Consider the following 15,637-nt stretch of genomic DNA (forward strand, 5'->3'; position numbering starts at 1 on the left):
CTCTCCGTGACCCGCCTGGTTGTCACCATGTCACCATGTGACCGAGGGCCAACCGCCATCGTCCCAGGTGAGGGGCAGCAGCGCGAGCTGGAATGCACCGCCGAGGTCCTCGTCGTAGTAGTGGATCGCGAGGGTGTCGCCCCAGACGGACTGGCCGCCCGGGCCGATGCGGGAGCCTTCGGTCGCGAGCAGCGGGGTCCCGCCGTCCTCGAGCAACGGCCTCCCCTCGCGGTCGACATACGGCCCCTGCGGTGCGTCGGCGCGGCCGACGGCGATGTTGTAGGTGCTCTTCACGCCCTGGCAGCACGCGTCGCGTGAGACGAAGAGGAAGTAGTCGCCGCCGCGCTCGAGGATGTAGGGCGCCTCGATCGCGTTCGGAGGCGCACCGCGGTCGGCGAGCGCGAGGGGCTCCGCATCGTCGGTGCGCATGCCGCTCGGCCATTCGAGTTCGACCATGCGGATGCCGCTCCAGAACGATCCGAACGACATCCACGGGGTCCCGTCCTCGTCGACGACGACGCCGGGATCGATGGCGTTGAAGTCATCCCCCGTGTCCGACTCCAGTACCGCGCCGCGGTCCACCCACTCGTAGTCGGGATCGTCGGGGTCGAGTGTCGTATTGGTCGCCAGCGCGATCAGCGAGGTGTTCTTTCCGAACCGAGAGGCCGAGTAGTACAGGTACCACGTGCCGTCATGCTCGATGAGCTCGGGGGCCCAGAGGTTGTCCACCCCGCGGATGCGGTCGTCCAGCCACGCGGGCTTCTGCTCCCACACCTCGCCTTCGTACCGCCAGTCGGTGCCGTCCTCCGACGACCGGATCTGCACGTTGCCGTCCGCGACGGTTCCGTTGCCGGTGGAGTACACGTACCAGACGCCGTCGTGCTGCGCGAGAGCCGGGTCGTGCACGGAGAGGTCGCCGGTGAGGGAGGCGGCTCCCGCCGGCGCACACGCGGCGCAGGCGAGCGCCGCCGCGATGATCACGGCGGCGCTCGCGAGACGCCTCATCAGCCGAGGGCGATCGCCGACCATGACACCGGCGGCAGCGTGACCGTGAGTTCGCCCGCGTCGACCCGGACCGTGTCGTTGGTGCGCACCGTGACGCGCTCCGGCTGTTCGAGCGTGTTCTTGGCATACACGTCGTCATCGCTGAGCGTGTGGCTCTCGAGCACCGACACGTCGCCGAGGCCGGTGACGTCGACGGTCACCGTGACCGCCTCGGTCTGACTGCGGTTCACCAGGAACACCGCCGAGCGGCCGTTCTCGGCGTCGTGGGTGGCGACGGCATCCACCAGCGAGACCTCGCCGTATGCCTCGGTCGTGTAGGTCGGCGCGTCGAGCTTCAGCTCGAGCGCCTCGCCCTGCGCGAGGCGCGAGGTGATCGAGAACGGGTAGAAGGTGGTCTGACGCCAGGCCGGTCCGCCCGGCTCCGTCATGATCGGCGCGATGACGTTCACCAGCTGCGCGAGCGACGCGCTGGTGACGCGGTCCGCGTGCTTGAGCAGCGAGATCATCAGGTTGCCGAAGACGACGGCATCCACCACGGAGTAGACGTCCTCGAGCAGGCGGGGGGCGACCGGCCAATTGTCGATGCCCTCGATCTTGTCGACACCGTGGAAGCGGTCGATGTACCAGACGTTCCACTCGTCGAAGGAGATGTCGATCTTCTTCGTGCTGCCGCGGACCGCGCCGACGTGGTCGGCGGTGGCGACCACAGTGTCGATGAAGTGGTCCATGTCGACGGCGGACGCCAGGAACGAGCCGATGTCGCCACCCTTCTCCTCGTAGTACGCGTGGCACGAGATGTAGTCGACGTCGTCGTAGGTGTGACCGAGCACGACGCGCTCCCACTCGCCGAACGTCGGCATGTGCGCACTGGAGGATCCACAGACGACGAGCTTGATGTCGGGATCGAGCTGGCGCATCCCCTTGGCGGTCTGCGAGGCGATCTTGCCGTAGTCGTCGGCGGAGCGGTGGCCGAGCTGCCATGGGCCGTCCATCTCGTTGCCGAGGCACCACATCTCCACGGCGAACGGCTCGTCGCGGCCGTTGGCGCGGCGCCGCTCGCTGAGCTCGGTGCCGCCGGCGATGTTGGAGTACTCCAGCAGGTCCAGCGCCTCGAGCGTGCCGCGGGTGCCGAGGTTGACCGCGAGCATCAGGTCGCTGCCGACCTTGTCGAGCCACGACGAGAACTCGTGAAGGCCCACCTCGTTCGTCTCGGTGGAGTGCCAGGCGAGGTCCAGGCGCCGGGGCCGCTGCTCCCGGGGTCCGACAGAGTCCTCCCAGCGGAAGCCCGAGACGAAGTTGCCGCCGGGGTAGCGGATCGTCGAGACGCCGAGTTCCCGCACCAGCTCGATCACGTCCTGCCGGAAGCCCTCCGCATCCGCGGTCTCGTGGCCGGGCTCGTAGATGCCGTCGTAGACGTGACGGCCGAGGTGCTCGACGAAGCCGCCGAAGAGGCGGCGCTGGATGCGACCGGTGACGAAGTGGGGATCGATGGTCAGACGTGCGGTGGGCATGGTGGTGCTTTCCTTCTCAGGGTCGTGGGAGGTCTGGGGCGCGCGAGCTGCTACTTGATGCTTCCGACGGAGAGCCCGCCCTGCCAGTAGCGCTGCAGGAAGAGGAACGACAGGATGAGCGGCAGCACCGAGATGAACGATCCGGTGGTGATGAGATTCCACACCTGCTCGCCACCCGCCCCCGCGTTGGACAGCGCCGTCCAGCGGTTGAGCCCGACGGTGACCGGAAGCAGCTGCGGATCGTTGAGAACGGCGAGCGGCAGGAAGAAGTTGTTCCAGGTGCCGACAACGCTCAGGAGCAGGACGGTCACGATGGCCGGGCGCAGGAGGGGAAGGGCGACCTGGAAGAAGGTGCGGATCTCACCGGCACCGTCGATGCGGGCAGCCTCGAGCATCTCGTCCGGCACGGCATCCTGCGCGTAGACGCGCATGAGGTAGACGCCGAAGGGGCTGAGCAGAGACGGCAGGATGACCGCCCACGGGGTGTTGATGATGCCGTACTGGCTGAGCAGCATGAATGTCGGGATGACGAGGGCCGTGAGCGGCACCATCACCGAGCCGAGGATCACGGTGAAGACGGCGGTACGCCCGCGGAAGCTGTACTTCGCGAAGCCGTAGCCCGCGAGCACGCACAGGACGGTCGCGCCGATCCCGCCGGCGAAGGCATAGAGGAACGAGTTGCCGATCCAGCGCCAGTAGATGCCGCCCTGGTGGCTGAACAGCCCCGCGATGTTCTCGAACAGGGCGAACGAGTCCGCGAACCAGAACGCGGGGCTCGCGAACAGGCCGGGGGTCGACTTCGTCGCGGCGACCGTGAGCCACCAGATCGGGATGACGAAGTAGATCGCCAGGATCACGAGGAAGACGTGAGACCCGATCCGGCGGCGGCCCAGGCCGCGGCGCACACCACGGTCGGCGTGGGTCGGGAGCCCGGTCGTGGTGGTCTCCGGTGCCGCGCCGTCGGCGGGGCGGGCGGTGCGGGAGAGAAGAGACATCATTTCAGTCCGCTCTGCTTGCGCGTGAGGAAGAGGAAGAAGAACGAGCCGATGAACACCAGGATGCCGAGCGAGAACGCGATCGCCGAGGCGTAGTTGAACTGGCTGTAGGAGAAGGCGAGGGAGTACGCGTACATGTTCGGCGTGTAGGACGCGTCGATCGCTCCCTGGGCGACGTTTCGCAGCACCACGGGCTCGGTGAAGAACTGCAGCGTGCCGATGAGGGCGAACATGATGATCATCACCATGGACGACGAGATCATCGGGATCTTGATCCGAGTGGCCGTCTGCCAGCCGTTGGCGCCGTCGATGCGGGCGGCCTCGTAGATCGACGGATCGATCGAGCGGAGCGCGGCGTAGATCACGATCATGTAGTAGCCGGACCACTGCCAGGTGACGATGTTCACGAGGCTGCCGAAGATGCTGTCCGGAGCGAGGAACTGCGGCGCCTCGAGGCCGACCACGCTGAACAGGGTCGCGGCTGGGCCGAAGCGGGGACTGTAGAGGAAGCTCCACATGAGTGCACCGATCACGACCGGGATCGCATAGGGCACGAAGATGAGCAGCCTCGACAGCTTCGAGAGCCACGAGCTCAGGCTGTCGAGCACGAGAGCGGCGGCGAGCGCGACGAGCAGCTGGGCCGGGATCATCACGATCGCGTACAGCAGCACGCGCCCCATGCCCCCGAGGAACAGCGGGTCGGAGAAGGCTCGCACGTAGTTGGCGATGCCGGTGAAGTCGGTGCCGGTCGCCAGCGTCGAGGTGAACAGGCTCATCCCGAACGCATACCCGAGCGGGAAGATGAGGAACGCCGCGAACACGACGAGGAACGGGGTCACGAAGAGCCATCCCCAGCGCTGCCTGCGGCGCACCAGGGTGGATCCACCGGACTGCGCGCGGTGCCCGCGGCCGCGGGATCCGGCCGTGGTGATCGTCTGGGTGGTCATGTCTGCTCTCTGCTCGTCGGAGTCGGTGCGGGGCGTCTGTCGGCGGGTGGTGCGGGGGACTCCGGCGGGGCCGGAGTCCCCCGGGTCTCATTTCAGCGTGAAGCCCTGCTCTGTGGCGTATTTCTCGAGTGACGCCTGCAGGTCATCGAGAGCAGCATCCGGCTCCTTCTCGCCCTGCACCATCGCGAACAGCTGCTCGGTGAGCTGGTCGTAGGCGTAGTTCTGGAAGGGGCTGAAGGTGAAGCCGGTGTAACCGGAAGCCGCCGGGAGGAACACGTCCTTGTTGATCTGCTGACCTCCGAAGAACGGGTACTCCAGGTCGCGGAAGTAGTCCGACTCGAGGATCGGCTTCCACAGCGGGAACAGGGCCGCCTCTTCGATGCCGATCTTCCAGGCCTCCTCCGTGCCGAAGATCTCCTTCGCGACCAGAGCCGCCGCCTCGGGGTCCTTGGCCTGGCTGGTCACGGCGAAGGTCGATCCGCCCCAGTTGATCTGCACGGGGTTCGCGAGGTCCCACTGCGGCACGGGAGCGACGCGCCACACGGCCGTCTCGTCGGCATCCGCGAGTCCCTGCAGGTAGCCGGGGCCCCAGGCTGCGGCCACATAGATGGCGTACGAGCCGTCGACGAGCTTCGTGTTGTAGTCGGCGGTGAACGCGTCGTCGGTGGCGACGAGTCCCTTGCTGACGAGGTCGTTCCAGTAGTTGAGGACCTTCTTCGAGCCCTCGTCATTGACCTCGATGCCGATCTCGGTGGGCTTGGAATTGTCGTACTCGAACGGCACGGAGCCCGCCTGGGCGAACAGCGCCTGGTTGTACGCTCGACCGTTGGTCGGGAAATCCGCCAGGACGCCGGGGGCTCCGGCATCCTTCAGCGCCTGCGCGGCCGCGGCGAACTCATCCCAGGTGGTGGGGGCCGCGATGCCGTACTGGTCGAGGATGTCCTGACGGTAGAGCATGCCCATCGGGCCACCGTCCACCGGGATCGCGTAGACCGCGTCACCCGAGGAGACGTCCTTCCAGGCGCCCTCGGTGTAGTCGTCCTTCACGTCGCCGGCGCCGTACTCGGACAGGTCGACGAGCGCATCGCGGATGGAGAAGCTCGAGAGCACCTCGGCCTCGAGCATGATGACGTCGGGCGCGCCGGAGCCGGCCTCGATCGCGGTGGAGAACTTCGTGTACTCGTCGTTGCCCTGACCGGCGTTGGTCCAGCAGATCTGTACGTCGTCGTGGCTCTCGTTGAACAGGTCGACGACCTGCTCGAAGGCCGGGTACCAGGCCCAGACGCTCACCTGGGTGGCATCGGCGTTGACGATCTTGTTCGTACACGAGTCGCCGCCGCCTGATGCGTCGGCGCCTGCGGCGCAGCCCGTCAAAGCGGCTGCCGCGACGGCGATGACGCCGGTCGCTGCGAGGATCTTCCTCTTCATGCGCTGTTTCCTCTCACGGTGCGTGGGACACCCTTGTCTCGGGAAGAGGGGCTCGAGTCGCGCGGAAGCCGGAGAGGCACACCGTCGGACCCAAGTCTCTACAACGTTGGAAAGTAAACGTTGTAGAGCCATGATGAACGAGGTTGACGCGTCTGTCAAGCAGCGTCGTCGGATCGTGATCGCGGCGGGCGCGAGAGCTCAATCCGCGCGGTGCGCGGACTCGCGCTCGACGATCCGGAACTCGGCGAGCAACTGCCGTGGTGCCTCGATCGCGTCGGCGCGCGCGATGCGATCAAGCAGCGTCGCCACAGCCGTCTTCGCGATCCAGTCCCGTCCGGGATCCACCGTCGTCAGCGACGGAATCGAGTACTCGGCCTCGTCGAGGTCGTCGAAGCCGACCACCTGCACGTCGTGAGGAACACGCACGCCGGACTCCTGCAGCACGCGCATCGCTCCGAGCGCCAGAGTGTCGTTCAGGCCGAACACGGCGTCGAACTCCACCCCTCGCGCGAGCAGCTCGCGCATCGAGTCGGCGCCGTTCGCCCGATGCCAGAGCGTGGTGTACCCCACGATGCTCTCGTCGAAGTCGATGCCGGCAGCATCCAGTGCCTGACGATAACCGCGCAATCGAAGCCCCGCCGAGCCGATCACCTCGCCCTCATGGGCGCCGATCACGGCGATCCGGCGGCATCCGCTCGCGATGAGGAACTCGGTCGCGGCCCGTGCCGCCTCGACGTTGCGCATCGTGACGTGGTCGGTGGGCCCGTCAAAGATGCGCTCACCGAGCAGCACCATTGGATAGCTCACGTCGAGCGCTCTCACGTCGTCCTGGCTCATGCCGAGAGCGCTGAAGATGAGCCCGTCCGTGAGCTGCAGCCGCGGACTGCGCAGCAGATCCAGCTCGCGAGCGCGGTCGCCGCCGGTCTGCTCGACGAGGACGACCACCCCGGCGGCCTCGGCCTCGTGGATCACTTGGGCCGCGAGTTCGGCGAAATACGCGAGGCTGAGGTCGGGCAGGGCGAGCGCGATCGCGCCGGTGCGCCCGGAGCGGAGGTTGCGTGCGGTGAGGTTCGGCGTGTAGCCGAGCTCGGAGATCGCGGCCTCGACCTTCTCGCGGGTGGACGGACGGATGTGCGGGTAGTCGTTGATGACGTTCGAGACCGTCTTGATCGAGACGCCGGCGATCCTCGCCACGTCGTGCAGCGTTGCCGCCATGCGCACCCCCTCATCCTGCGACCACTCTACAACGTTGCAGAATCGCTCCGCGCCCGCGAGTTCACCCTACAACTCCCGCCTCGCCCGAGTGCGGCCTGCGCCGTGACCCCACTTCTGTCGTGAAACCCCACTCTGTCGTGAGACTCCACTTCTGTCGTGAAACCCCACTTCTGTCGTGAGACTCCACGCCGGGCATGGTGTCTCACGCGAAAACCGAAGTCTCGCTCACGACGCCGTCTCGAGACACCACATCTGCCACCAGACACCACATCTGCCACGAGACACCATCTCGAGCACGAGACGCCACTGCCGTCATCAAACCCCGCCTGCGTTGTGAGACACCACGCCATGCATGGGGTCTCACGCGAATACCTGCGTCTCGCTCACCACGCCGCCTCGCCTCACCACCCGCACTTCTCCTCCACCGATGAGGAGTGAAGTCGTCTGTTCACACGTGCGGTGAATGACGACGCGAGGACGCTGGGCGGGCGGCGAGGATGCCGGGATGCCGTTGCTCCTCTCCGATCGCGCTGTGACCGAATCGCCGGTGCCGATCATCACCGCCGCCGAAGCGCGTTCCCTCGGCCTCCGCCTCTCGGGGCACGCGTGGCGACGCGTCCGCGTCGGGATGTATGTCGAACGCAACGCATTCGAAAAGCTCCCGCCCTGGCAGCGTTACGCGGTCCGGGTCCATGCCTTCGCACGCGCTCACCCGGATGCCGCGCTATGCCTCGAATCCGCCGCAGTCGTGCAGGGTCTTCCGCTGTTCGGCGAGCCGCGCGACATCCATGTGTTCGATCCCGATCGCCGCACGTCGCGCCGGTTCGGCGACGTTGTCGTGCACACCAGCATCCTGCCTCGCAGCGTCGAGCGCGTGCGCGGCGTGCTGGTGACGCGGCCGCTCGAGACGGTGTCCGATCTCGCGCGTGCTCTGCCACCGGCGCAGGCGCTGGCGACCGCGGACAGTGCGGTCTCGCCGGCACAGGGTGGCGGCCTTCGGGTCGAAGATCTCCAGGCCTTCACGGACAGCGTCCCGGACCGGCGCGGGCGCGCACGCGCACGATGGGTCTGGGAGCGCGCCGACGGACGCGCGGAGTCGCCGGCGGAGAGCATCAGCCGTGCCGTCATCGAATGGAGCGGGTTCGAAACGCCCGAGCTCCAGCGGGAGTTCCGCTACGACGGCCACCTCGACCGCGTCGACTTTCATTTCCCATCATGCGACGCGATCGGCGAGTCAGACGGCTGGCAGAAGTATCAGCTCGACGACGGTGCGTCAGCCGCGCGGCGACTCGCCGACGAGAAGCGTCGCGAAGACAGACTCCGGCGTAACGGCCACGCCTTCGCCAGATGGGACCTCGCGGATGCCTGGCGGGTGGCCCCGCTCGTGCGCGCACTCTCGTCCGCCGGTGTGCAGCAGACCGCCCCGGCGCAGTCAGCGATGCTGGCGTCGTTCGCCCGCACGGCGTTCTCCGCGTGAGACACCACTTTCCGCGCGAGACACCTCACCCCACCTGGTGTTTCGCGCCGCGACTGGCGTTTCACGCCGCGACTGGTGTGTCAGACAGAAGCTGTTCGTGCGTCACGCGGAACCGCCGTCACGGGCAACTCCGCTAATGTGACGCGAATGGCACTCACCGACCTCCCGCTCGATCAGCTGCGCACCTTCCGTCCGGACGTCGCGGAACCGGCAGACTTCGACGAGTTCTGGACGCGCACGCTCGAAGAATCACGCGCACTCGCCTCGGCGCCGAGGATCGCACCGGTCGCGACCCCGATCACGGAGCTGATCGTCGAGGACCTCACCTTCAGCGGATTCGGCGGCGAGCCGATCCGCGCCTGGATCACTCGCCCTCGCTCCGACCGGCCTCTGCCGGCCGTGGTCGAGTACATCGGCTACAACGGCGGGCGCGGAGCGCCGGGCGAACGCCTGCAGTGGGCGGCAGCCGGCTACGTCCATGTACTGATGGACACCCGCGGACAGGGCAGCGGCTGGGGATCCGGCGGGGACACGCCGGATCCGCACGGCTCCGACGGTTCCGTGCCCGGCTTCATGACCCGCGGCATCCAGAACCCCGAGACGTACTACTACCGCCGGGTGTTCACGGACGCGGCGCTGCTGATCGACGCCGTGGCCGACCTTCCCACCGTCGACGCGGACCGCATCAGCGTGACCGGTGGCAGCCAGGGCGGCGGCATCAGCCTGGCGGCGGCCGCGCTGAACCCCGCGGTGCGCGCCGCGATGCCCGACGTGCCGTTCCTGTGCCATTTCCGCCGATCGGTGCAGTTGACGCCCGAAAATCCCTTCAAAGAGGTCGAGCGCTATCTCGCCGTGCACCGCGGCCGGGTCGATGAGGTCTTCGAGACGCTCTCGTACTTCGACGGCGTGAACTTCTCACGTCGCATCTCGGCGAGCGCCCTCTTCTCGGTCGCGCTGATGGACGCCGTCGTGCTGCCCTCCAGCGTGTTCGCGGCATTCAATCACTGCGGCTCGCCCGACGCTGAAATCGCCGTCTACGAGTTCAACGGTCACGAGGGAGGGCAGATCGTGCAGTGGCTGCGTCAGACCGAGTGGCTCGCCGCACGCCTGTAGCGACAGCGGCCACGCGCCTCGTCGTCAGTCGGTGACGTGCCGCTCCTCGACGCCGTCGTAGTGCGACAGCGGACGGATGAGGGCGTTGGATCCGGCCTGCTCGATGATGTGGGCGGTCCAGCCCGTCACCCGCGCCGCGACGAACAGCGGCGTGAACGTGAGCGTGTCGAAGCCGATGAGGTTGTACGCGGGCCCTGACGGGTAGTCGAGGTTCGGGTAGATCCCCTTGCGCGCGACGAACTCGCTCTCGAGCGCGTCATAGAGATCCGCGACCTCGGTGCGACCGTAGTGCTCGACGAGCGTGTCGAGCGCCCCCTTCATGGTCGGCACGCGCGAGTCGCCCTTCTTGTACACCCGGTGCCCGAAGCCCATGATCTTGCGCTTCTCGGCGAGCGCGGTGTCCAGCCACGACGACACGTTCGCAGCGTCGCCGATCTCGTCGAAGATGTGCAGCACGGCCTCGTTCGCACCGCCGTGAAGCGGTCCCTTGAGGGCGCCGATGGCCCCGACGACGGCCGAGTACAGATCGCTGAGCGTCGAGGTGATCACGCGCGCCGTGAAGGTCGACGCATTGAAGGAGTGCTCGGCGTACAGGATCATCGAGCGGTTGAACGCGTCGACGACCACCGGATCGGGCAGCTCTCCGAAGGTCATCCACAGGAAGTTGGCGGAGTAGTCGAGGTCGTCGCGGGGCGCGATGACGTCCTCGCCGCGACGGCGACGCTGACCGTAGGCGACGATCGCCGGCAGTGCCGCGAACAGGCGGATGCTGCGCTCGAGGTTCTCCTCGGCAGTACCGCCCGCGTCCAGCACCGATCCGCCCGCCGCGGGGTCGGTCGCGCCCAGCAGGCTCACCGCGGTGCGAACCTCATCCATCGGATGCGACTCCCGCGGCACCAGATCGATGGCCGCCTTCACGTTGTCGGCGAGGGCGCGATGTCGGCGCTCCTCGAGGCGGAATGTCGCCAGCTCCTCCGGAGTCGGCAGCTCGCCGTGCCACAGCAGGTACGCCACAGCCTCGAACGGCTGGGTCGCTGCGAGCTCCTGCACCGGATAGCCGCGGTAGAGCAGGCTGTTGGTCTCCGGGTTGACCTTCGAGATCGCCGTCGTGTCGACGACAACGCCGGCGAGGCCCTTCTTGATGTCGGGGTCGGTCATGGTCACTCCTTCGTGATGGTGAAGTTGAAGACGCCGGAGTCGAAGTGGTTGTAGGACTCGTAGTCGATGAGGTCGTAGAGATCGGCGCGGTGCTGCATCTCGCCGAGCCGTGAGGTGAGGTGCCCCTCCTCGTTCAGCGTATCGAGTGCGCGTCCGGCTGCTCCCATCGCGATGCGCAGCAGCGAGACCGGCCAGATCACGATGCTGACGCCGGCGTTCTGCAGCTGGGCGGTCGAGAACAGCTCGCTCTTGCCGAACTCGGTCATGTTCGCCAGGATCGGCACGTCGAGTGCCGTCGCCATGGCCTCGAACTCGGCGAGGTCGCGCATCGCCTCGGGGAAGATCGCGTCGGCCCCGGCATCCACCAGCGCCTTCGCCCGATCGATGGCCGCATCCAACCCCTCCACCGCGCGGATGTCGGTGCGGGCCATGATGAGGAAGTTCGCGTCGCGCCGGGCGTCGGCCGCCGCGCGGATGCGTTTGATCGCAGTGCTCTCGTCGACGACGCTCTTGCCGTCGAGGTGCCCGCAGCGCTTGGGATTGACCTGGTCCTCGATGTGGGTGCCGGCGAGCCCTGCATCCTCGAGCTCCTGGATCGTCCGCGCGACGTTCATCGGCTCGCCGAAACCGGTGTCAGCGTCGACGATCGCCGGTAGGTCGGTCATGCGGGCGATCTGCTTCGCCCGCCCCGCGACCTCGCTCAGCGTGGTGAGTCCGATGTCGGGGAGGCCTAGGTCGGCCGAGAGCACCGCTCCTGAGATGTAGACGCCGTCGAAGCCCTTCTGCTCGATGAGGCGGGCCGAGAGAGGGTTGAACGCGCCGGGAAACTGCAGCAGCTCACCCGAGCCGAGCCGCTCCCGCAGCAGCCGCCGCTTCTCACCGGGTGCGACGTTCGAGTACAGCATCAGAACAGCCCACCGGGCGCCGGCGTGATCTCCAGCAGTCCCGGCCTCGCGATGATCGAGAGTTCACCGACCTCGGCTGCGGGGAGTTCCGGCAGGCGCTGGACGAGCGAGAGGAAGCGCTCGATCTCGGCGGGTTCGAGCACGGGCTCTGCGAGGATGCGGAACTTCGCGATGTAGTCCTCTCGGGCGAACGGACGGGCTCCGAGCGGATGGGCGTCGGCGACGGCGATCTCGTCGACGACGGTGCTGCCGTCGGTGAGGCGGATCTCGACGCGACCTCCGAACGCCTTCTCGTCTGGGTCCTCGGAGTGGTAGCGGCGCGTCCACTCGGCATCCTCGGCAGTCGTGACCTTCTGCCACAGCGCGATCGTGTCCTGGCGCGACGCGCGCGACGGCGTGTACGAGTCGACGTGGTGCCAGCCGCCGTCCTGCAGGGCGACCGCGAAGATGTACGGGATCGAATGGTCGAGCGTCTCGCGCGAGGCGGTCGGGTCGTACTTCTGGGGGTCGTTCGCGCCGGAGCCGATCACATTGTGCGTGTGGTGGCTGGTGTGGATGACGATCGACTCGACGTTCGCCGGATCCGCGAGCTGCGGGTGGGCGCGGTGCAGCCGGCGTGCGAGGTCGATGAGCGCCTGCGCCTGGTACTCCGCGGAGTGCTCCTTCGTGTACGAGTCGAGGATGGCGCGCTTCGGCTCCCCCGCCGCCGGAAGCGGCACCTGGTACGAGGCGTCCTTGCCGTCGAGCATCCAGGCGATCACGCCGTCCTCGCCCTCGTAGATCGGCGAGGGGCTCGTCTGCCCGCGCATCGCCCGGTCGACGGCCTCGACCGCCATCTTGCCGGCGAAGGCGGGGGCGTGCGCCTTCCACGTCGAGATCTCGCCCTTGCGGCTCTGCCGGGTGGCGGTCGTCGTGTGAAGCGCCTGGCCGACCGCCTGGTAGATCGTCTCGGGGGTGAGCCCGAGCAGGGTCCCGATGCCGGCGGCGGCGGACGGGCCGAGGTGGGCGACATGATCGATCTTGTGCTTGTGCAGGCAGATCGCGCGCACCAGATCCATCTGGATCTCGTAGCCGGTGGCGATGGCCCGCACCAGCGCACGGCCGTCGGCGCCGGTGTGCTGGGCGACGGCGAGGATCGGCGGGATGTTGTCGCCGGGGTGCGAGTACTCCGCTGCCAGGAACGTGTCGTGGTAGTCGAGTTCGCGCACCGCGACGCCGTTCGCCCACGCCGCCCACTCGGGGCTGGTGCGCTTCTCGAGCGGGGCACCGAACACGGTCGCGCCCCCTCCACCGGTCGACACCGGGTGGCTGAACGCCTGGGCCCTGGCGGCGTTGATGGGGGCTCGAGTCAGGGATGCCGCCGCGACCGCGGCGTTGTCGATGACGCGGTTAATGATCATCTCGGTGACGTCGCTCTCGACCTCCACCGGGTCGGCGGCGACCTCGGCGATCTTCCAGGCGAGCTGAGCCGTGCGATCGAGCTTCTCTTCGCTGCGGTGGACGCGGACGTGATGGGTGATCGTCATTGCATGCCTTCGGTGTCGTGGGGAGTGTCGTCGGAGAGGGAGTCGAGGATGCCGGCGAGCGCGTTGTGCAGGTGCACGTGCGTGGCGTGGGCGGCGAGTTCGCCGTCGCGGGCGGCGAGCGCCTCGGCGATGGCGCGGTGCTCGGCCGCGGATGCCGCCAGCCGGGCCGGCCGGTCGCTGGCCATCCTGCGCACGCGCACCAGATGGGTCCGCACGGTGCGCAGGGCTGCGGCCAGGTAATCGTTGGCGACGGCGGCATCCAACGCCGCATCGAACCGGCCGATGAGTTCGTAGTACTCCGCTCGGCCGGCGCCGGCTGAGAGGTCGACGGCTGCGAACTCTCGCGCGAGAGCTGCGAAGTTAGCGGCGTCGCCGCGGGTGGCGGCGAGACGGGCGGCGGACTCCTCGAGCGCCCGGCGGATCTCGAAGAGCGCACGAATGTCGTCGGCATCGAGGTCGGCGACGACGGTGACGCGCGGCGACTGCTGCACGACGAGCCCGTCGGCGCTGAGCCGCCCCAGCGCCTCGCGCAGGGGCGTACGACTCACGCCGAGTCGCGCGGCCTGCTCGACCTCGCCGAGCACCATTCCGGGAGCGAGGGCGCCGGACTGGATCTCCTCGAGCAGGACGGCGTATGCGCGATCGCTCGCTGAGATGCGCTCCGAGGCGAGAGTCATGCCCTCATTGTATACACAATCAGCACTCTCCACGTCGGTACGCAGGATATTCACGTTCAGGGTATACAAACCTGACGAGCGCCGTCGGGTGAGGCGGCGGGGTCACCTCTTCGTCGCAGTGCGCTCCGCTTCGGACGGGAGAGGTTCGAGCTGCACGGTCGGCACGGGCTCGCCCAGTTTGACGATCACCACGCCGGCGAGAACCAGTGCACCGCCCAGCGCCTGCAGCGGGTCGGGCAGCTGACCGAGCATCAACCAGGCGAACAGCAGCGCGGCGACGACCTCGGTGAGTGCGACGAACGACGCCAGGCGTGAGCCCAGCATCCGCGTCGACGCGATACCGAGCAGGAACGCCAGAGCCGTGGCGATGACGCCCATCGCCAGCACCGGCACATACCAGGGCACGCTTCCGGACCGGTACTCGATGGGCGCCGTGGTCCACGCGATCGGCAGGACGCCGATGACCCCGGCGAGGCCCAGCCCGATCGCGCCGAGCAGCATGCCGCTCCCGGCGAGCGCGATCGGCGGGAGCCCGGTGTCGGTGCGGCCGGAGAGGACGAAGTACATCGCCGCGCCGACCATCGCCCCGAGAGCCCAGAGGATGCCGATGGGATCGACCTCTGCACCCGTGATGACGTCGAGCATCAGCACGAGCCCGACGAAGGCGATGATCGCACCGATGATGCTGCGGCGGCTCGGCCGCTCTCCGCGACGCAGCCAGAGCCACAGCACCACGGCCACCGGCGCGGTGTATTCGATGAGCAGGGCGAGGCCGACATCCATCACGGCCACGGCCTGGAAGTAGAACAGCTGGGTCGCGCCGACCGCGAGAAGGCCGTACGCCGCGATGAATCCGGCACTCCGGCGTACCGCCCCCCACCGACCGCGCAGTGCGACAAGCGTCGGGACGAGCAGGACGACCGCTGCCACCGAGACACGCGCGGTGACCGCAGCACCCGGAGTCCATCCGGCATCGATGAGTCCGCGGGCCCAGGAGCCCGACATCCCGAAGGTGAACGCCGCAGCGACCGCCAGCGGCAGACCGAGCCGGATGTTGCGCACTGTCGTGTCATCTGCCACTTTGCTCATGGTCGATGACGCTACTCCGCGGGGATGTAAGGTGTCAACATGATCTTCACCGATGACACGGAAGAGACGCTTCGCGCGGCGGTGTGGCTCGTCAACTCCGCCGCCCCACCTGAGACGCTCCGCGACCTCGAGGACGAAGATGTCTTCCTGCGCGAGTTCACCTACACCGGCCGCATCGACCGCGACCAGCGAGAACTCTCGTCACTGCGGGAGCTGCGTCCACGGCTTCGCCGCATGCTCCTCGCTCCCCGCGATGACATGGTCAAAGAGGTCAACAGTGCCCTCGCGGCATCCACCCTGACGCCCCGGCTCGTGCGTCACGACGGTGCCGATTGGCATCTCCATGCCGTCGGCGACGATCGGCCCCTCACGGAGCGCGTGCTCATCGAGACCGCGATGGCGCTGATCGACGTGATCCGCGCCGACGAAGGATCCCGGATCTCGATCTGCGCCGACGACGAGTGCGAAGCGCTCGCGCTGGACCTCTCGCGCAACCGCTCCCGCCGGTACTGCTCGACGATCTGCTCCAACCGCAACGCCGTCGCCGCGTACCGCGCGAGGCGTCAGGACGCCTGACGCTCCGAGGCCGGT

At 67.9% G+C, this 15,637-nt stretch carries 14 protein-coding genes; 3 read left to right on the forward strand and 11 right to left on the reverse strand.

The genetic code is table 11. From position 1 onward, the window contains the following. Window positions 1–30 precede the first annotated feature (30 nt). From RIN18_RS08940 to RIN18_RS08965, 6 genes are all read right to left on the reverse strand, one after another. Window positions 31–1,005 carry an arabinan endo-1,5-alpha-L-arabinosidase gene (locus RIN18_RS08940; protein ID WP_309103617.1) on the reverse strand — a complete coding sequence of 325 codons (975 nt, stop codon included), beginning with the start codon at window positions 1,003–1,005 and terminating at the stop codon, window positions 31–33. After that, complete coding sequence (locus RIN18_RS08945) at window positions 1,005–2,516, reverse strand: alpha-N-arabinofuranosidase (protein WP_309103618.1); 1,512 nt, start codon at window positions 2,514–2,516, stop codon at window positions 1,005–1,007. The genes RIN18_RS08940 and RIN18_RS08945 overlap by 1 nt, the downstream gene beginning before the upstream one ends. A 50-nt stretch (window positions 2,517–2,566) precedes the next feature. After that, a complete protein-coding gene (locus RIN18_RS08950; RefSeq protein ID WP_375163516.1) occupies window positions 2,567–3,511 on the reverse strand; it encodes a carbohydrate ABC transporter permease in 945 nt (314 codons plus the stop codon). Then, entirely contained in the window at window positions 3,511–4,458 is a 948-nt protein-coding gene (locus RIN18_RS08955; protein WP_309103620.1) for a sugar ABC transporter permease, read from the reverse strand. The genes RIN18_RS08950 and RIN18_RS08955 overlap by 1 nt, the downstream gene beginning before the upstream one ends. A gap of 87 nt (window positions 4,459–4,545) precedes the next feature. Continuing rightward, a complete protein-coding gene (locus tag RIN18_RS08960) occupies window positions 4,546–5,886 on the reverse strand; it encodes an extracellular solute-binding protein (RefSeq protein ID WP_309103621.1) in 1,341 nt (446 codons plus the stop codon). Window positions 5,887–6,084: 198 nt separating this feature from the next. Continuing rightward, a complete protein-coding gene (locus tag RIN18_RS08965; RefSeq protein WP_309103622.1) occupies window positions 6,085–7,101 on the reverse strand; it encodes a LacI family DNA-binding transcriptional regulator in 1,017 nt (338 codons plus the stop codon). A gap of 505 nt (window positions 7,102–7,606) precedes the next feature. Between RIN18_RS08965 and RIN18_RS08970 the strand changes: the two genes are divergently transcribed. Next, the gene (locus RIN18_RS08970) at window positions 7,607–8,578 is read left to right on the forward strand and encodes a hypothetical protein (protein ID WP_309103623.1); all 972 of its coding nucleotides are present in this window, start codon (window positions 7,607–7,609) and stop codon (window positions 8,576–8,578) included. Between the two features lie 147 nt (window positions 8,579–8,725). Beyond that, window positions 8,726–9,691 (forward strand): acetylxylan esterase, encoded by a 966-nt coding sequence (locus RIN18_RS08975; protein ID WP_309103624.1) that lies wholly within the window; start codon window positions 8,726–8,728, stop codon window positions 9,689–9,691. 24 nt (window positions 9,692–9,715) lie between these two features. Here the strand turns inward: RIN18_RS08975 and RIN18_RS08980 are convergent, their stop codons facing one another. The 5 genes from RIN18_RS08980 to RIN18_RS09000 all read right to left on the reverse strand — a co-directional run bounded on the left by RIN18_RS08980 (window position 9,716) and on the right by RIN18_RS09000 (window position 15,046). After that, entirely contained in the window at window positions 9,716–10,849 is a 1,134-nt protein-coding gene (locus tag RIN18_RS08980; RefSeq protein WP_309103625.1) for a bifunctional 2-methylcitrate synthase/citrate synthase, read from the reverse strand. A 2-nt stretch (window positions 10,850–10,851) separates the two neighbouring features. Further along, the gene (prpB, locus tag RIN18_RS08985; RefSeq protein WP_309103626.1) at window positions 10,852–11,754 is read right to left on the reverse strand and encodes a methylisocitrate lyase; all 903 of its coding nucleotides are present in this window, start codon (window positions 11,752–11,754) and stop codon (window positions 10,852–10,854) included. Next, entirely contained in the window at window positions 11,754–13,280 is a 1,527-nt protein-coding gene (locus RIN18_RS08990; RefSeq protein WP_309103627.1) for an MmgE/PrpD family protein, read from the reverse strand. Before RIN18_RS08990 ends, prpB begins: the two co-directional genes overlap by 1 nt. Beyond that, on the reverse strand, window positions 13,277–13,957 hold the full coding sequence (locus RIN18_RS08995) for a GntR family transcriptional regulator (RefSeq protein ID WP_309103628.1): 681 nt from the start codon (window positions 13,955–13,957) through the stop codon (window positions 13,277–13,279). Before RIN18_RS08995 ends, RIN18_RS08990 begins: the two co-directional genes overlap by 4 nt. Before the next feature lie 102 nt (window positions 13,958–14,059). Continuing rightward, complete coding sequence (locus RIN18_RS09000) at window positions 14,060–15,046, reverse strand: DMT family transporter (protein ID WP_309103629.1); 987 nt, start codon at window positions 15,044–15,046, stop codon at window positions 14,060–14,062. Window positions 15,047–15,085: 39 nt separating this feature from the next. Here RIN18_RS09000 and RIN18_RS09005 point away from each other — a divergent pair, with 39 nt between their 5' ends. Next, complete coding sequence (locus tag RIN18_RS09005; RefSeq protein ID WP_309103630.1) at window positions 15,086–15,622, forward strand: CGNR zinc finger domain-containing protein; 537 nt, start codon at window positions 15,086–15,088, stop codon at window positions 15,620–15,622. The last annotated feature ends 15 nt before the right edge of the window (window positions 15,623–15,637 follow it).

It is taken from the genome of Microbacterium sp. (genome assembly GCF_031179285.1).
Classification (GTDB): Bacteria; Actinomycetota; Actinomycetes; order Actinomycetales; family Microbacteriaceae; genus Microbacterium.